This is a genomic window from Cohnella caldifontis, assembly GCF_029360585.1.
Lineage (GTDB): Bacteria > Bacillota > Bacilli > Paenibacillales > Paenibacillaceae > Cohnella > Cohnella caldifontis.
Genome location: NZ_JAQZSJ010000004.1, coordinates 26,643 through 43,537, shown reverse-complemented (window position 1 = coordinate 43,537; position 16,895 = coordinate 26,643). Strand labels below are relative to the sequence as shown.

The 16,895-nt window shown below is 54.1% G+C and carries 12 protein-coding genes; 10 read left to right on the top strand and 2 right to left on the bottom strand.

The genetic code is table 11. The annotated features are described in order from the left end of the window. Positions 1-27: 27 nt before the first annotated feature. The 7 genes from PTZ19_RS08485 to PTZ19_RS08455 all read left to right on the top strand — a co-directional run bounded on the left by PTZ19_RS08485 (position 28) and on the right by PTZ19_RS08455 (position 9,451). Positions 28-1,422, top strand: coding sequence for a glycoside hydrolase family 5 protein (locus tag PTZ19_RS08485; protein WP_276353756.1), 1,395 nt, complete (start codon positions 28-30; stop codon positions 1,420-1,422). 577 nt (positions 1,423-1,999) lie between these two features. Continuing rightward, positions 2,000-3,820, top strand: a complete 1,821-nt coding sequence (locus PTZ19_RS08480) for a sensor histidine kinase (protein WP_276353755.1) — start codon at positions 2,000-2,002, stop codon at positions 3,818-3,820. Continuing rightward, on the top strand, positions 3,813-5,369 hold the full coding sequence (locus PTZ19_RS08475) for a response regulator (RefSeq protein ID WP_276353754.1): 1,557 nt from the start codon (positions 3,813-3,815) through the stop codon (positions 5,367-5,369). The genes PTZ19_RS08480 and PTZ19_RS08475 overlap by 8 nt, the downstream gene beginning before the upstream one ends. A gap of 106 nt (positions 5,370-5,475) precedes the next feature. Next, the gene (locus PTZ19_RS08470; RefSeq protein WP_276353752.1) at positions 5,476-6,834 is read left to right on the top strand and encodes an ABC transporter substrate-binding protein; all 1,359 of its coding nucleotides are present in this window, start codon (positions 5,476-5,478) and stop codon (positions 6,832-6,834) included. Positions 6,835-6,915: 81 nt separating this feature from the next. Further along, positions 6,916-7,797, top strand: a complete 882-nt coding sequence (locus PTZ19_RS08465; RefSeq protein ID WP_276353751.1) for a carbohydrate ABC transporter permease — start codon at positions 6,916-6,918, stop codon at positions 7,795-7,797. Further along, positions 7,794-8,642, top strand: coding sequence for a carbohydrate ABC transporter permease (locus PTZ19_RS08460; protein WP_276353750.1), 849 nt, complete (start codon positions 7,794-7,796; stop codon positions 8,640-8,642). Before PTZ19_RS08465 ends, PTZ19_RS08460 begins: the two co-directional genes overlap by 4 nt. A gap of 23 nt (positions 8,643-8,665) precedes the next feature. Then, positions 8,666-9,451 carry a creatininase family protein gene (locus PTZ19_RS08455; protein ID WP_276353749.1) on the top strand — a complete coding sequence of 262 codons (786 nt, stop codon included), beginning with the start codon at positions 8,666-8,668 and terminating at the stop codon, positions 9,449-9,451. Between the two features lie 204 nt (positions 9,452-9,655). Here PTZ19_RS08455 and PTZ19_RS08450 read toward each other — a convergent pair whose 3' ends face one another. Together PTZ19_RS08450 and PTZ19_RS08445 are read right to left on the bottom strand one after the other, a co-directional pair. Then, a complete protein-coding gene (locus PTZ19_RS08450) occupies positions 9,656-10,534 on the bottom strand; it encodes a carbohydrate ABC transporter permease (protein WP_276353748.1) in 879 nt (292 codons plus the stop codon). Positions 10,535-10,549: 15 nt separating this feature from the next. Then, positions 10,550-11,440 (bottom strand): ABC transporter permease, encoded by an 891-nt coding sequence (locus tag PTZ19_RS08445; protein WP_276353992.1) that lies wholly within the window; start codon positions 11,438-11,440, stop codon positions 10,550-10,552. 297 nt (positions 11,441-11,737) lie between these two features. Between PTZ19_RS08445 and PTZ19_RS08440 the strand changes: the two genes are divergently transcribed. The 3 genes from PTZ19_RS08440 to PTZ19_RS08430 all read left to right on the top strand — a co-directional run bounded on the left by PTZ19_RS08440 (position 11,738) and on the right by PTZ19_RS08430 (position 16,892). Further along, positions 11,738-13,417, top strand: coding sequence for a type 2 periplasmic-binding domain-containing protein (locus PTZ19_RS08440; RefSeq protein ID WP_276353747.1), 1,680 nt, complete (start codon positions 11,738-11,740; stop codon positions 13,415-13,417). Positions 13,418-13,539: 122 nt separating this feature from the next. Beyond that, on the top strand, positions 13,540-15,276 hold the full coding sequence (locus tag PTZ19_RS08435) for a sensor histidine kinase (protein ID WP_276353746.1): 1,737 nt from the start codon (positions 13,540-13,542) through the stop codon (positions 15,274-15,276). Next, a complete protein-coding gene (locus tag PTZ19_RS08430) occupies positions 15,276-16,892 on the top strand; it encodes a response regulator (RefSeq protein ID WP_276353745.1) in 1,617 nt (538 codons plus the stop codon). The genes PTZ19_RS08435 and PTZ19_RS08430 overlap by 1 nt, the downstream gene beginning before the upstream one ends. The last annotated feature ends 3 nt before the right edge of the window (positions 16,893-16,895 follow it).

Here is a 16,895-nt window from a genome sequence, read left to right as displayed (position 1 = left end):
ATACGACAGAGAGACAGGGTGAGAGAGATGGATTTTCTGCAGGTCAAAGGCCGTTCGATCGTAGCGGAAGACGGAAGCGAAATCCGTCTTCGCGGCGCCAACATCGGCGCCTGGATGAATCTCGAAAATTTTCTCAACGGTTACCCGAGTTCGGAAAGCGCGCTGCGTCACGAATTCAAAAAACGGTTGGGCGAGGAAAGGGCGGCCTACTTCTTCGACCGCCTGCTGGACGCCATGTTCAGCGAGAAGGACGTCGAATTCCTGAAGAACGCCGGCATGAACCTGCTCCGGATTCCGGTCAACTACCGGCATTTCGAGAGCGACATGGAGCCGTTCCGCTACAAGGAAGAAGCGTTCCGCCGGCTGGACCGGGCGCTGGAATGGTGCGAGAAGCACCAGATCTACGCCATCATCGACATGCACACGGCGCCGGGTTTCCAAGGGCCAGATTGGCACTCCGACAACTCCTCGCAGCGCGCTTTCTTCTGGGAACAGATCCATTTTCAGGACCGGTTCGTCGCGCTGTGGGAGGAATTCGCCCGGAGGTATAAGGATCGCTCGATCGTCGCCGGCTACGATTTGCTGAACGAGCCGATCTCCAACGCGACGTTCGGTCGTTTCCCGTCACCTTACAAGAGCGATTGGGACGTCATCAACCGGGTGTACCGGAGAACCGTGGAAGCGATCCGCCGGATCGACCCGAAACACATCATCGTCCTCGAAGGAGATTATCTCGGGTTTTACTTCGCCGGCTTCGAAGCGCCGTTTGCCGACAATCTCGTGTACAGCAGCCATCTATATCCGGTGCCGGCCATTCGGGAAGGCGAATATCCGGGCATGATGGACGGTCAAATGTGGGATAAGGCCAAGCTGCAGGCGGAATTCTTCAACTCCGAAGGCGCCCGGTTCGCGCGCGAGCATAACGTGCCGCTGTGGGTCGGCGAGTTCGGCGTGTCCTACTCCCGCGTTGGCGAGGAAGATTCCCGCAGCCGCGCGCTGGCCGACATGATCGAGGCGTTCGAGGAGTATGGCGCGCATTGGACGGTATGGACGTTCAAGGATATCGGACACATGGGTCTGCTTCAGATCGATCCGAAATCGGAATACGCCGCGAAAATCAAGCCGATTTTCCAGGCGGAGTACCAGTTCACGCGGGACGGCGGCGAAGGCCGGCGCCGGGTGTTCGAGCTGGCCGACTTCATGCAGGAGCAGATTGGCGATCCGGACATCGACCGCGACCTGAACCGGTATTTACTGGAGATGAGCGTGAAGGAGAACTATTTGCACCTGCTCCTTCTCCCCTCTTACGCGCGAATCTTCGAAAACCTGTCACCGAAGGAAACCGACGACATCCTGGGCGCATTCTCCCTCGACCGGTGCATTCGGCACGACGCGTTCGAAGTGGTCCGCCGGTATTTGTAAACAGCCTGAAGTTAATCATGTAACAACTACAACGGAGCCGCGCGGGTTTGCGAGCTCCGTTTTTATTGCTGGAAAGATAACAAGATAATGCAAGCCAGCCGATCTTCCATCGAGGACTTAGCTTTTGCGCGGGGGGCGCTTGCGACGCCCCTTTTGCTTATTCTCATATTAACTAACAAGCCTCGGGGGGTTCCCGAGGCTTGTTAACCATGTGTGCCCGGCATGGGCGATAACTTGGCGGTGAAAGTCCGCTACAGGCTTGGCAGTAGGAACTGTTAGCCAAAGGCAAGGGTGTCCGCCGCGAGGAGGAATCTGAAGGAAGCCGGAGGCAAACCCTCTGCCTGACGAACGGAAATCACATATAAGGCATGGTGAGACGGACGAGCTTGCATGTCAAAGCGAAGTCCAATACTGCCCGAATTTATCTCATTTCCCCCAGCCTAGATACTCTCCAACTTGATTAGGGGGCTAAATAGATACTAGGAGAAAGCAAGCCTATAGATGACATTTCCCTGTAGACCGACCCCATGTAAGCGCTATAATGAATGAAATAGCGGGCGTTGCCGGGGGGCGCGAAATGTTCAGGAGATGGAAAGAAAAAGCATCGATATTGCGGAATATCAATATTTTCAGTCGGTTGCTGATCATGTTCATCCTGGCGACCATGCTCCCTATCATCATTTACGGCACCCTGCTCTATAACAAGAGCAGCAAGGTCATCCAGGAAGGGATCAGCCATTCGCTCGAATCGTTGCTCGTTCAAATCGGCTCGAATATCGAAGAGAAAATCGAGAAAGTCAGAAATGACAGCATCGAAATCAGTTACATGGATGAAATCCAAGATATTCTGGTTAATTATGACACCTACACGGAACGGATGATTAACAATACGAAAGTCATCCTTACCGAACGCATGAGCAGTAAGTACGTGTTCGATAACATCGTATCGGAAATCACGCTGTATACGCTGAACGGCAATGCGATCAACGTCTATGGGAGCGATGCTTTCCGCTTGAATCTGACGGCGGATCAACAGGCCAAGTTTATCGAAGAAAGCAGGGCAGGCAACGGAAGATTCATCTTGAGAGCCATGAATGAAGACTATGAGGAGAGGATCGCTTCCGGCGTTAAGGTGAAGAGGAAAAACATCGTGCTGGGTAAGGCGATCAAGAAGAAGAAAGACGGGAATATCATCGGGTATATGCTAATGACCATTGAAGAAGCAAAAATACGAAATATTTATAAAGAATTGTCCAATAATATGTCCGCCGATATGTACGTGCTGGACCAGAATCATATCGTGATCTCTTCCGGGGACGATTCCGCCAAGGTTGGCGGGATATTCACGAACAAGCAGATCCTGGATCGATTGGGGGAAGGACGCTACCTGCTCGATACCGGGAAAGAAGACAAAATCGTATACAACCGTAAAATCAACGACAATTGGATCCTGGTCAGCGTGATCCCCTTTGCCTATCTGCATTCGGACTCCGGCCTCGTCATGCGGAACTTTATCTATATCGGCCTGATCGGCATCCTATTCGGTATCCTGATCACCGCCATCGTATCTTATAGCATCATCTCGCCCATCAATCGGACCATCGTTGGCATCAAGGCGTTCGAAACCGGCAATATGGACATCCGCCTGCATGTAGACGGCAATGATGAAGTCACCATTCTGGCGAAGCAATTCAATCGGATGGCCAGACAAATCAGCAGGCTTCTCGAGGATGTCAGACGAGCGGAGCGGCAGAAGCGGAAGCTGGAGATTCAGGCGCTTCAGGCACAGATTAACCCGCACTTCCTTGCGAATACGCTGAACATGATTTCCTTTATCGCTAGAATGAAGAACGAGAACGCGATCGTTACGCTGGTAAACGCGATTATCGAACTGCTGCGCGGGAGTATGAAGAACGACAGCCATCTGCAGACGGTCTCCGATGAAATCGAGCTCCTGAAAAACTACGTTACCATCCAGGATTACCGGCTGATGAACAAATTCGACGTTGCATTCGATATCGACCCGGAGATCGCAAACAATCTCATCCCGCGATTCGTCTTGCAGCCGATCGTGGAGAATGCCATCATTCACGGGATTGAACCGTCCAATCGAAGAGGTTTGATCACCATTCACGGGTATCAGACGAAGCGAAAAATGATCTTTGAAATCACGGATAACGGCGTGGGGATTCACCCGGCGGAATTCCCTGCCATTCTTCAAGAGCGAAGGAACGAGGGCAAGGAGAGGTTCACGGGGATCGGGATCGGGAATGTGAACAGCAGAATCAAATTGTTGTTCGGGAAGCCATACGGGCTCGAGATGAGCAGCAAGGAGAACGAATTCACCACGGTCACGATTCAATTACCTATCAAAAGACGGGATGAGAAGAATGTATAACATCATGCTGGTGGACGATGATCCCCTTGTATTGGTGGAACTGAAATCCATGATCGAATGGGACGTTTTGGGATGCGCGTTGTTGGCCGAAGCCAACAGCGGCAGGGCGGCCATGGAGATGCTCAAGGAATGCAGACCGGATATCGTCTTCACCGATATCAGCATGCCGAATGTATCCGGCGTCGAGTTGATCAACCATATCCATGAGACGGACGGGACGATCAAAGTCGTCGCCTTGAGCGCCTATGAAGATTTCGACTATGTAAGGGGAAGCCTGAAGAACGGCGCCAAGGATTATTTGCTGAAGCACCGGATTTCCAAGGAAAGCATCAACGAATTGATCAAAACCCTGATTCGGGAAATCCGGGAAGAGAGTGTCCCCAAGTTGCCGGCGCCAGCGGAAGAGAGCAAAGAAGATTTGCTGTATCGAATCGTAAACGAATATTCGGAAATCGAAAATCCGGCTGCGTTGCTGGCAAGACTGAAGCTCTCTTGGTTACTGGACGAGCTGCTGCTTGCCGTCGGCGGGATCGATGCGCATTTCGGAGAAGGCACCGGCAGCCGTACGGACGAACTTACGATGCGGTTCATGATTGACGAAACCATCAAGTATTATCGGGACTACTTCATGATGCCGCTCGAGCCGGGACTCTTCCTGCTCGTCTTCAGCGCCAAGGAAAGATCGAGATCGGATATCGAAGAAGTCATGCGGCAGATCCAGGCCACCTTGTCCAGACTCTGCGGCCTGGACTTGTCGTTTGCCGTGTCCGGGCCTTTCCGCGGGATTGAGACGATCAAAACGCAAAGGCAGATCAACAAAACGATCCTGCTCGAGCATTACTTTCAAGGGAACGCGAATTTTATCGTTCATCAGGAAGGGCTGGAACAGCCGGACGTCATCCTGCATGAGGATAAGTTCGTCCAGTTGAACGAAATGCTGTACTTGAAAGAACCGAGCATTCAAGCCTATTTCGACGAATTGTTCGAGGACTTGGCCGCACGGCACCTATCACGGGAATGGGTGCAGGTCCTGTTCATGGAATTGATCATGTTCCTGAAAAGGAAAATCAAAACGATGCAGCTGGACGAGAGCCTGGTGTTCGGCAACGAGCAGCCTTATGAAGCTTGGTTATCCTTCCGTACCTATGAGGACATCAAGGCCTATCTAGCCCAGGTCTGCGCAGCCATCCAGCAAGAGCTGAAGAAATCGTTCTCCAAGCATTCGCTCTCCGAGAAAGCCATGAAGTATATTGAAGAAAATTACAAGGAGAAAGTAACCTTGCGCGAAATCGCGGATGCGCTGCTCGTCAGCCCCTCCTATCTGAGCAGGGCATTCAAGAAAAGCACGGGGATCAATGTGGTTGCCTATATCAACCGGGTGAAAATGAGACATGCCCGGGAGTTGATCCTGCAACGAAAGCTGTCGCTGCAGGAAATCGCCTACGAGACCGGCATCCAAAATTATAATTACTTTTATATCCTGTTCAAGGAGACGTACGGGATTTCGCCTTCGGATTACATCCGGAGCCTTGACGAAGCGGAAAAATAAAAGAGGACAAAATCGTTAGACAACAGGTTATTTCCTTTAATGTACATAAATCCTCCACGATCTAAAATGAAAATGTAAGCGAATTCAAAGATAACGGGAGGGCACTATGAAGAGACTGAGGGCAATTCTCGCGCTTAGCGTATTGACCACGGCAATGCTTGCCGGGTGCAGCTCGAGCGGCTCCGACGACACGGGAAGCGGGAACTCGTCAGGCGGGAAGCAAACTTCGGAAGCGAAGCAGCAGTCGGCCAATGGCGGGAAAACGCCGTTAACGTTCTGGACGTATGTGGAGCAGCATTCCGAGTTCTTCCAGGATGCGGCGAAAACCTGGAACGAGAAGCATCCCGACGAGCAAATCGAAATCAAGACGGAAACATATCCCATCGAAGAGATGCACAGCAAATTGCTGATCACGCTGCAATCGGGTGACGGGGCACCCGATATCGTCGATGTAAACGTAGCCAGGTTCAGCGATTTCATGCAGGGCAAAGAGAAAGTGTTCGTTCCGCTCAACGAGGTGATCGAACCGGAAAAAGGCAGCTTCCTCGAACCCGTTCTCGATATTTACAAGTATGACGGCAATTATTACGGGATCGAGTATCATGTCGGCTCCCCCATGATGTTCTACAATACGGAGATCCTGGATCAGGCCGGCGTCAAAGTGGAGGACATCGTCACTTGGGATGATCTGCACGAGGCAGGCAAGAAAGTGCTGCAGGCCACCGGCAAGCCGATCATTACCTTCGAGGTGAAAGATTCCTGGAGTTATTACATCATGGCCGGCGAGAGAGGCGGAGACTACTTCGACGAGAAGGGCAACACGATCATCGACAGCGAGGAGAACGCCAAAACGCTCGCGTTCATGCTGGAGATGCTGAAGGACGGGACAGCGGTTACCACGCCGGGCGGCGGATTCCATACGGAAGAATACTATGGATTCATGTCCAAGAACGGAGCCGCTTCCATGCTGGAGTGCATGTGGTATATGGGCAGATTTACCGACTACATGCCGGAATTGTCCGGTAAGATCCGGATGGCGCCTCCGCCGGTCTGGGATGCTAACAGCGTCTACCCGGTGTTTGGCGGAACCGCGACAAGCGTGACGACGCTGTCCAAGCATCAGGATCTGGCTGTCCGCTTCTTGGCGGAAGCGAAGATCAGCGCGGAAGGCGCAGGCAAAATTTGGAACGTTCTTGGCTTCGATCCGCTCAGATGGGACATTTGGGGCACCGACGTCATGAAGCAGGACAACAAGTTTACCCAATACTTCGGCAAAGATATCTTCGACATTGTCATCGGGATGAAGGATAAATTCCATACGTCCAATATTACCGCGTCGCCCAAGTTCTCGTTAGCCAATTCCCTGGTCGCGGGAGACATCCTGTTCAAGGTGTTGAGCGAGAAGAGCGAAACGCCGGAAGAAGCGCTGAAGAGCGCAGCGGACCAAATCGAGAAAGCCAAGTAAACGTTTGGGATCAAGCTGCCGCAATCCCGTGTTGTGGCAGCTTGTTTGATTGGCGGGAGAAAGGTGTGAGGGAGACACGTGATGACGAAACGGACGGCGCCTTATCTATTTTGCGCGCCTTTCATACTGACGTTCGCGATATTCATGGTCTATCCGATGATCGACATGATCTATCGCAGCTTCTATAAGCTGGAGGGCATTCGCTCCTACCGGTTCGTGGGCTTCGATAATTATCATCGCATCGCAACGGATCCCCATATCGGAAACGCGATCTGGACGACGCTGGGATTTACCGCGGGCATCGTTGCAGTGAACCTCGTTCTGCCGTTGCTGCTCGCGCTCGCACTGAACAACAAACTTACGCCGTTCCGGAATCTTTTCCGTTCGGCCTTCTACATCCCTGCGCTAACTTCGGTTGTAGTCGCGGGCATTTTTTTTCGGTTGTTCCTGGCCGGCAACGCGGACACGCCGCTGAACGCAGCGATGCGGCTATTCGGCAAGGAGCCCAGAGAGTGGCTGTTCGATACGAAGATGACGGGAATCGTCGCGCTGGTACTGACGTCGACATGGCGCTGGCTGGGCTTGAACATCCTCTACTTTCTGTCGGCGCTTCAAACGATATCCCGGGAATTATATGACGCAGCCCATGTTGACGGAGCCAATACGCTGCAACGGTTTCGGCATGTGACCCTGCCGGGGATCAGGCCCATCATTCTGTTCGTAACGACGATTTTAACTTACGGCGGACTGCGGATGTTCGGCGAGAGCTACGTCTTATGGAACGGCAATACCCCGGGCGATATCGGCTTGACGATCGTCCTGTACATTTACCGTACCGCCTTCGGGCAATTCGATATGGGTTATGCATCGGCCATGTCGGTCCTGTTCTTTCTGTTGCTGATGGTGCTGAACTTTTTTTACATCCAATCGATGGGCATCGGCTCGAGGAGGGAAGAGCGGTGAACCTTGTGCGCCAGGGATATGCCTATCGAATCGGGATATCGATCGTGCTGCTTTTGCTGGCGGCAGCCTCGTTGGGGCCGTTCATCTACCTGCTCGTCATTTCCTTCGTAACCGATATGAGCCAGGTGTTCAAGAACGGGATCGCCCTGAAGATCACGCCGGAGATGCTGAGCCTTGACAGTTACCGTCTTCTCCTTCAAGACGATGGGGGGAAATACTTCTCCTGGTTCATGAACAGTATCATGGTGACCGTGCTGTTCACCGTGCTCTCCATCTCGTTCTGCTCCATGGTCGGATACGGGATTACCATGTACGAGTTCAAAGGCAAGACAACGATTCTGGTGTTGGTCATGAGTACGATGATGATTCCGGTAGAAACGCTGATCATCCCGCTGTACAACGAGATCAATCTCTTTCACTTGACCAATAGCTACTTCGGCGTCGTATTGCCGTTTGCGGTTGCGCCGTTTACGATCTTTTTCTTCCTTCAATACGCGCAATCCCTTTCGAAGGATTTCATGGAAGCGGCAAGAATCGACGGCTGCGGGGAATTCCGGATTTTTCTGACGGTCATGGCGCCGTTAATGAAGCCGGCATTCTCGGCCATGATTATTTTGCAGGCTACCACGGCGTGGAACGACTTTCTGTGGCCGCTGATCGTGATGTCCAACAGCGAGGATTTTACGCTCACGGTTGGGATCCAGACGTACCTGTCTCCCTATGGCAACAACTACAACCTTTTATTTGCCGGAGGCGTCGTTTCGGTCATTCCCGTCATCATGCTGTTCTTTGCTTGCCAAAGGCTGTTTATGGAAGGCATCATGCAAGGCGGAATTAAAGGATAACCAGGTTTGGAGGCAGATACGGGATGGAGCTGCGATTTCATTGCATGAGGCCGGATCAAATCAAGGCGCGCAGAAAGGCGTTTCCGGCGGCCTATGTTCCTCTCGGAACCTTGGAATGGCACGGATTTCACGCCCCGATGGGTGCGGATGGCCTTCAGGCGGAGGAATTGGCGCTGCGCTGCGCAAAACGAGGCGGGGGAATCGTTTTTCCGACGGTTTATTACGGCGAGAGCCGGGTCAATTCGCTCCTGGAGACGGATCCGAAGTATCGGCAAGGCATTTGTGAGCGGATGGATCTGCAGCCTGACGCTTTCGACGAGGATAAATTTCCTTATACGGGCATGCAGCAGGTCGAGCATTGCAATCATCATCTGATCCATATCATTTCGGAAGTCGCCTCCTACGGGTTCAAGCTGGTCATATTCGTCGTCGGCCATTATCCATTGATAGAAAATGCAAGATGCGCGGCCATTACTTATAATCAGTGGGCCTATGACAAGAAGTGGAGCCGAATCGGAGCAATGGCAGCGGCGGATTATTTGTTGCTTCGGGACCGAATCCAGGATGCGGGGGACCACGCCGGCGGATGGGAAACGTCTCACCTGCTGGCGTCGCATCCATCGACCGTCGATTTGGGCTTGGCATCGGATGAACTGCAATATGGAATCATGGGAACCCGAAATCCCGCCGCGGCCTCATCCGAATTCGGGAATGAAATTTATGATCTTGCGGTCGAGAGGATCGTTGAGCGCGCCCATGAGTGGATGATGAAAGGCGTAGAAAATTTAGGGCACGGAATGGACCTGTAAGTGTTTTTCTCGGTACCCAATCGGCGATTCCAACGGGTGGCATCAGGTAGAAGCAGAACGATGAAAGTCGACCTTTAGGTCGGCTTTCTCCCCTTGTGCAGCAAGGGATTTTTTATTTTTCATCCTCATCTCGCGAAGGTCCTTCCCGCATGCTGCGAGAAGGACTTTTTTGTACCGTCCGTTTGTTTTGCCACGCAAGAAACCTTATTCTTTGATCGCCCCCAGCACCATGCCTTTGACGAAGTATTTCTGCAGGAAGGGGTAGACCGCCAGAATGGGAAGCGCGCCGATGAAGATTTGAGCGGCTTTGACGGTCGTATTCGAAATGTTCTGCATGTCCTGGCCGGTCGTGGAGAGCTGGGAGGTATCGATTTGGACCAGAATGGTCTGCAAAAAGGTAGACAGCGGATAGTTTCTCGCTTGCGTGATATAAATCAAGCCGTCGAACCAGGAGTTCCAGTGGAACACCATCGTAAACAGCGAGAGGGTCGCCACTGCGGGCATGGAAATCGGCAGGAAAATCCGAAAGAGGATTCGAAAGTGTCCGGCGCCGTCGATCAAGGAGGACTCCTCGAGCTCCTTCGGAATATGGCGGAAAAAGCTCATCATCAGAACGAGCAGCCATATGTTGACCGTGACCGGGAGGATTAACGCCCAAATCGAATTCATCAGATGAAGCTTCTGTACGACCATGTAGGTCGGGATCAGCCCTCCGTTAAAAAGGAGGGTCACGATAAAGAACCACGCGTACGCCTGGCGCGAACGGAACGCGCTTCCGTGCTTGGACAACGGGTAGGCCGCGAGGAAGATGACCAGCATCCCGAACAGCGTTCCCGCAACGGTACGTATGACGGCGACATACAGCGATCGGAGGAAATCCGGGTTGTCGAGCGTCTTGTCGTAAGCGTCCCAAGTGAAGTCAATGGGGATCAGCCCGACGAGATTGGCGTTAGCCGGGGCTTTGCCGCTTAGAGAGAGCGCGAGCGTGTGGATTAACGGAAGCGTGCACAGGATGGCGATGAAGGCCAGAAGCAAATGGTTGAAAATGCTGAAGATCCGATAGGACGGCGTTTTATGGTACATGAGAACTTCAACCCCCTAGAAAATGCGGTAATTGGCCACCTTGTGCGCGATTCGGTAAACGGCCGTGATGAGCACCAGGCTGACGACAGACTTGAACACGCCAATCGCCGCGGAAAAGCTCATTTGCTGATCCAAGATGCCGACGCGATAAACGAACGTATCGATAATGTCGCCTTTGGCGTAAACCATCGGGTTGTATAAGTTGAAGATTTGATCGAAGCCGCCGTTCAGGATATTGCTAAGCTCGAGCGTCGTGCATACGACGATGATCGGAACGAGGGACGGCAAGGTGACGTACAGCGTCTGCTGCAGGCGGCTGGCCCCGTCGACCTCCGCCGCTTCGTACAAGCTGGGGTTAATGCCGGCCAAAGCGGCCAGATAAATGATCGTGCCGTAACCGAACTCTTTCCAGACGTGGCTGGCGACGACCGTAAACCGGAACCAATTGCCGTCCCCGAGAAAGAACACAGGACGGATGCCGAACCAGTCGTGAAGCACGCGATTGACCAAGCCGCTCTGCGGCGACAGCAGGTCTGCGAGGATGCCCCCCAGAATGACCCAAGACAGGAAGTGGGGCAGATAAACCAGCGTTTGCACGGTTCTTTTGTAAACCGCATGGCGGATTTCGTTCAACAGCAAAGCGAACGCGACCGGGATCACGATGATGAAAACGATCTTCAAGGAAGCGATAATCAATGTGTTCCAAATCACCTGCGTGCTGTCTTTCCTTTCGAAAATGCTGCGGAAGTGATCTAGTCCGACCCATTCGGAGCCGGTAAAACCCGTCCAGGGCTTGAAATCCTGAAAGGCCATGACGATGCCCAGCATCGGCAAATATTGAAAGAGAAGGACGAGAATCACGGCGGGAAGCAGCATCACGTGCAGCGGCCAGGTATAGCGGAACATTCGGCGGAATCGAGCTCCGTGCAGGGGCCCGGCGGCGGGGATCGTGTTGCGGTTGGTGCGGGAACCCATGGGCAAACCATCCTTTTCTCCTCGGTTTGTTCCTAATTGTAAGCACCGTTTCCATTGGGCGACAATAACCGAAACTAAAGAACGGATACGGTTTTGTTAACACGCCCGGCCGTCTGTTCGCTATCTTTACAAAAGCGTATGCTTTGTTAAGAATGGATCATTTTCATCGCCCGAAACGGGAGATTACGATGGACCTGTAAGTACCACATTGGAATGAGGGGGAGGCACATGGACAACCGGCTTCGAAGAGTTTCCGCGATCGGCCTCGTACTGTCGTTGACTTCCGCGTTGCTTCTGGGGTGTTCGGGCAAGGGCGGCTCCGGTTCATCTGGGGGACAGGCGGGCGAAAGTCAAGAGCTTAAAATCGTGAACGGGAAGTACGATCCGCCCGTTACCATCACGACCGTGCGGCGCATCGCGCCGAACGCCGAGTTCAAGAACGGCGAGACGATCGACGACAACGTGCATTACCGCTGGACCAAGGACAACCTCGGCATCGAAATCAAAAATTTGTGGTCCGTCAAGGACACGAACAATGCTTATGCGACGAAGCTGAAGCTCGCGCTTTCCTCGAACGAGGAGATGCCGGACGTGGTGTTCGCGAGCGGCCAGGAAGCCCAAATGCTGATCGATTCCGGGAAGTTCCTGGATGCCGGCGAGCTGTTCGACAAATATGCCGGGGAAACCTGGAAAAAGGCGATGAACGAAGACCCCGCCGTATGGTACGAGTTCATGAAGGACGGCAAGCGTTACGGCATCCCGAACCTGGACTACGATTACAATAACGATCCCGTTTTGTGGGTCCGCGGCGATTGGATGAAAAAGCTGAATCTCAGCGAGCCCAAAACCTTGGACGACTACGAGAAAATCCTGGACGCGTTTACGAACGGAGATCCCGACGGCAACGGCAAGAAGGACACGTACGGCGTTTCCGCCGGCTTGAAGGACTCGTACGCGGACAGCTTCGGTTTGGGCTGGGTGTTCGGCGCATACGGCTCGATGCCCGGATTCTGGCTGAAGAACGATGACGGAACGCTGACCTACGGCTCCGTGAAGCCGGAAATCAAGCAAGGGCTTCAGAAGCTGAAGGACTGGGTGGCCAAAGGGTATATCCCCAAGGAAGCGGGCATTTGGAACGCGGAGAAGGCCGGCGCCTTCATGTCGGCCGGCAGCGGCGGCACCTTCGCGGGTCCTTATTGGTCGGAAGCTTGGCCGATGGGAGACCTGGCCAAAAACAACCCCGGTGCCGAGCTGACGACCTTCCCTCTGCCGACCGGCGCGGACGGCAAAAGCATGCACTACGGGCGTCACCCGTACAACGGCGCCCTGTTCATCAACAAGAACATGAAGCATCCCGAAATTTTCTTTACCTACGCCAACTATCTGTTTGACAACGTCGCCGACCCGAAGCCGGGCAGCGAATTCGAGAACGGCTGGGCGGAAGGCTACGACTGGGCGACGGTGGACGGTCAGGTGACCTACGATCTGAACAAGGTTCCGGGCGGCGGCGTACGCGTCTTTTTCTACAGCCTGCTCGACCAAGGTCCCCGGATTCCTTCCCAGAACTTGCAGGCGTTGGTCAAAATCAAAGAATCGGGCAAAGCCAGCACGCCTTACGAGAAAATCTGGGGCGGGTTCGTTCCCCCCATCGAACTCGAGTCGGCAACGGACGTATGGAATTCGCGGCAATTTTCGACGAAGACCGCGTTTACGGGCGGAACGACCAACACGATGTCTGCCAAGGGAGACTACCTGAACAAGCTCGAAATGGAAACGTTCAGCAAAATCATCTTCGGCAACGAGCCGGTAGACTCGTTCGACGCCTTCGTGGAGGAGTGGAAAAAGCAGGGCGGCGATGAAATCACGGCCGAAGTGAACGAATGGTATAAGGGCGTAAACAAACCGTAACTTTTGCGAAGATGAGATTCTCCCACGGCGGAGAATCTCTCCTTCATCTCGCGGCCGGCGGCGGCTTGTGGTACGTTTGGGACAGGCTTCGTACTTTTACATCAAGGCGTGTGATATTACGAATGATCAAACGTATGAACAGCTTCTCCAAGGTCGTGATTTTGATTTTCGGTTTGTTGGCGATCATGATCCTTTTATTTACCGTCTATACCCGAACCACCGTCAACGTGCTGGAGAAGGAAATCGAAAGCAATAACCTGAACAAGCTGCAGTTCTTGAAAAAGGAATTGGAGGACAAGGTGAATCAACTCTCGATCAACGCGATTCTCCTGAACAACGATCCGGCGATCAAGGAGTTGGAATTCCTCACCCAGTCCGGGGATACGTTCAACCGGAACAAATGGAACAACATGATTCTCGACCACCTTTCCCTGCAATCTGGAGCAAGCGGTTGGTCCACCGACATCTCGGTCTATTCCCGGCAAACCCGCGAGGTGATCTCCACCGCGACGAACGTGCTGACGTATGACGACGCGGCCTTGCTGCGCTCGATTCGGAGGGGATGGCAATTCGAACGGGATGACGGCACGGGGAAATCCAGATTCGTCTGGTATTCGGTAACCCCCGAGAGTTCCTATGGGGATCTGGAGAAGTCCCGACTCGTGGTGAAAACCTCGTTTTCCACCGACAATCTGAAGGATATGCTGGATCGGTATAAGGCCGACGGCCATGGCGAACCGTTTCTGTTCAGTCCGGAATACGGGGTCTTGGGGAACCGCACCATGGATCCCGTTTTCATGACGGAAATCGCCGGCTATCTGAAGCAGAACGCGAAACGCGAAGGCGGGATGAACGTGCCGCTTCGCCTGGGCCGCCAGCAGATGATGATCAGCTACTTGCCGCTGTTCGGCTTTCATTGGTATTTGGCGGAGTCCATTCCCGTCGAGCAAATCCTGCAGCCGGTGAAAAGCGCCCGCAACCTCTTTTACGCGTTCTCGCTTGCGCTGCTCTGCTTCGGGGTGCTCGCCGCTTATATCCTGTACCGTCAGCTGCGGATTCCGATCCGCGAGCTCATGAAGAGCATGCAGGGCATCAAAAGGGGGGACTACTCCTTGCGGATCCGCCGTACGGGCGACAGCGATTTCTCGTTCCTCTACAAGAGGTTCAACGAGATGGCGTCGGAGATCCAGGAGCTGCTGGAGAAAGTCTACGAGGAGCGCATCCGCTCCAGGGAGGCCCTGCTGAAACAGCTCCAGTCCCAGATCAATCCCCATTTTCTGTACAACTGCCTCTTCTATATCAAGAATATGGCGCGGCTGGGCGACGAAGAGTCGGTGGTGGCCATGGCGCTCAACCTGGGCGAATATTTCCGCTACACGACGCGTCTGGGCAAACAGACGACCCTGCTGCGCGAAGAGTTGGACGTTATCGTCAATTATCTGGAAATCCAAAACCTCCGCACCAAGCGGTTTTCCTATGAAATCTCCATTCCGGAGGAAATGAAGGGGTTGGAGATTCCGCTGCTGATCCTGCAGCCGATCGTCGAGAATGCCGTGATTCACGGCCTCGAGCCCAAGGAAGGCCGCGGACATATTGCGATCCGGGGAGAAATGCAGGATGACGAAAGCCGAATCATCATCGAAGACAACGGGGTCGGCATCCGGGACGACAAGCTGGAGCAGCTTCGGATGAAGCTGGAACAGCCGGAAAATCGGGAAAATGCCTCTTTCGGGATCTGGAACGTCAACCAGCGGCTTAAGCTGATGTACGGAGAGGATTCGGGGCTGAGAATCGGGCGGAGCGCAGGCGGCGGCACGACCGTTACGGTGCGGATCGCGGCCAAGAAGGAGGCGCAGTGATGTTCCGGATCTTGATCGTGGACGACGAACCTTCGGTGGTGGACGCCATCGCCCAAACCCTTCCGTGGTCCGAGCTGGACATCGACGAGGTGTTCTGCGCCTATTCCGCGAAAGAAGCTCTCGCCTGGGCGGACCGGCAATACGTCGATATCGTGCTGACGGATATCCGCATGCCGGGGATGGACGGTTTGCAGCTGCTTCATCAGCTTCGGGACCGGAATAAACGGACCCGCTTCATCCTGCTGACCGGTCACGCCGAGTTTCAATACGCCAAGGAAGCGCTGCGGCTCCAAGTGGTGGACTATTTGCTGAAGCCGGTAAGGGACGAAGCCCTGATCGACATCATCGGCAAAGCGGCCGCCTCGCTGAAGGAGGAATGGGCGCAGATCAGCTCGCAGCAGCGGACCCTGGACTATTTGCGGGAACACCTTCCCGCCCTGCGCGCCGAATTGCTGCGCGAAGCCCTCGAAGGGAAGACGGCGGGCCGCGAACTGGCAGAGAAGGCCGACATGCTCGATCTCCCGTATCGCGCGGGGGACACGGTCTACCCGGTGATCGTCCGGCTGGAGCATTACTTTCCCCATGCCCGGGAGCGCGCGCTGTTGGAGTATGCCGTTCTCAACATCGCCCAGGAGGTGCTGGGCGAAGCGTTCGAGGTTTGGGGCGGCAACGACGTATACGATTTTCAGGTCCTTTTGCTCAAGCTCAAGGAAGCGGCCGCGGCCGAGGACGGGCAGGAATTGGTCTCCCGGCTGGCGGGCCAAGTGCAGCATCTGGTGCTGCACTATCTGAACAAGAACATTTCCGTCGTATGCGGAAGAAGCGCCGAATTCACGGGAGACCTTCCGTCCTCCTATGAAGCGGCGGTCCGGACGATGCGCCGTTGGATCGGAGGGGACACGGGATTGCTGCTGTCCTCCGACCCCGCGGAGCCGGCTGCCGTCTCCCGGTCCCTATCCTCTCTTCAGTCGCCGCCTTCCCTCGCGCACCTGTTCGAAGCGGGATTGTGGGAAGAAGCCCGGAATCGGCTGCAGGCGATTTTCGAAGAGCTGGAGGCTTGGGGAGAGGCGCCGATCCATGCGGACGCGTTGGCCGAAATTTACCATACGATCCTCTCCGCCTGCTTCCATTACGCGCATTCCAGCGGCCAGACGATCGCGCGGGCCTTGGATTGCGAATCGGATCCCAAGTTCTATCAGTCCATCGAACTTACCCAGTCCGCCGCCGCCCTGCAAGCGTGGGCGATGGAAGCGTGCCGCAGGCTTTCGGCTTCCAGCCGGGACGAGACGTTGGACGCCCGGGCCGGTTTGATCAAGCAGGTCAAGGAGTATATCCATGTCCACTTGGGAGACGACGTGTCGCTCCAGACCTTGGCCGGCCATGTCGGCATGCACCCCGTGTATTTGTCCAAAGTGTATAAGCTGGAAACCGGGGAAGCGCTAAAGGATTACCTGCATCGCGTCAGAATGGAGCGGGCTTTGCACCTGCTCCGCCATTCCGATTTGAAAATCTACGAAATCGCCGGCCAGATCGGCTATTTGAATACGGCCTATTTCATCAAAACCTTCAAAAAAGAGCATGGGGTTACTCCCCAGGAATACAGGGATCGACTCTAGGAA

Excerpts from the sequence above, each read along its gene's own strand:
- PTZ19_RS08480 (WP_276353755.1), top strand. The coding sequence starts at position 2,000 with ATGTTCAGGAGATGGAAAGAAAAAGCATCGATATTGCGGAATATCAAT.
- PTZ19_RS08450 (WP_276353748.1), bottom strand. The coding sequence starts at position 10,534 with ATGTACCATAAAACGCCGTCCTATCGGATCTTCAGCATTTTCAACCAT.
- PTZ19_RS08475 (WP_276353754.1), top strand. The coding sequence starts at position 3,813 with ATGTATAACATCATGCTGGTGGACGATGATCCCCTTGTATTGGTGGAA.
- PTZ19_RS08465 (WP_276353751.1), top strand. The coding sequence starts at position 6,916 with ATGACGAAACGGACGGCGCCTTATCTATTTTGCGCGCCTTTCATACTG.
- PTZ19_RS08455 (WP_276353749.1), top strand. The coding sequence starts at position 8,666 with ATGGAGCTGCGATTTCATTGCATGAGGCCGGATCAAATCAAGGCGCGC.
- PTZ19_RS08435 (WP_276353746.1), top strand. The coding sequence starts at position 13,540 with ATGATCAAACGTATGAACAGCTTCTCCAAGGTCGTGATTTTGATTTTC.
- PTZ19_RS08430 (WP_276353745.1), top strand. The coding sequence starts at position 15,276 with ATGTTCCGGATCTTGATCGTGGACGACGAACCTTCGGTGGTGGACGCC.
- PTZ19_RS08440 (WP_276353747.1), top strand. The coding sequence starts at position 11,738 with ATGGACAACCGGCTTCGAAGAGTTTCCGCGATCGGCCTCGTACTGTCG.
- PTZ19_RS08445 (WP_276353992.1), bottom strand. The coding sequence starts at position 11,440 with ATGTTCCGCTATACCTGGCCGCTGCACGTGATGCTGCTTCCCGCCGTG.
- PTZ19_RS08470 (WP_276353752.1), top strand. The coding sequence starts at position 5,476 with ATGAAGAGACTGAGGGCAATTCTCGCGCTTAGCGTATTGACCACGGCA.
- PTZ19_RS08485 (WP_276353756.1), top strand. The coding sequence starts at position 28 with ATGGATTTTCTGCAGGTCAAAGGCCGTTCGATCGTAGCGGAAGACGGA.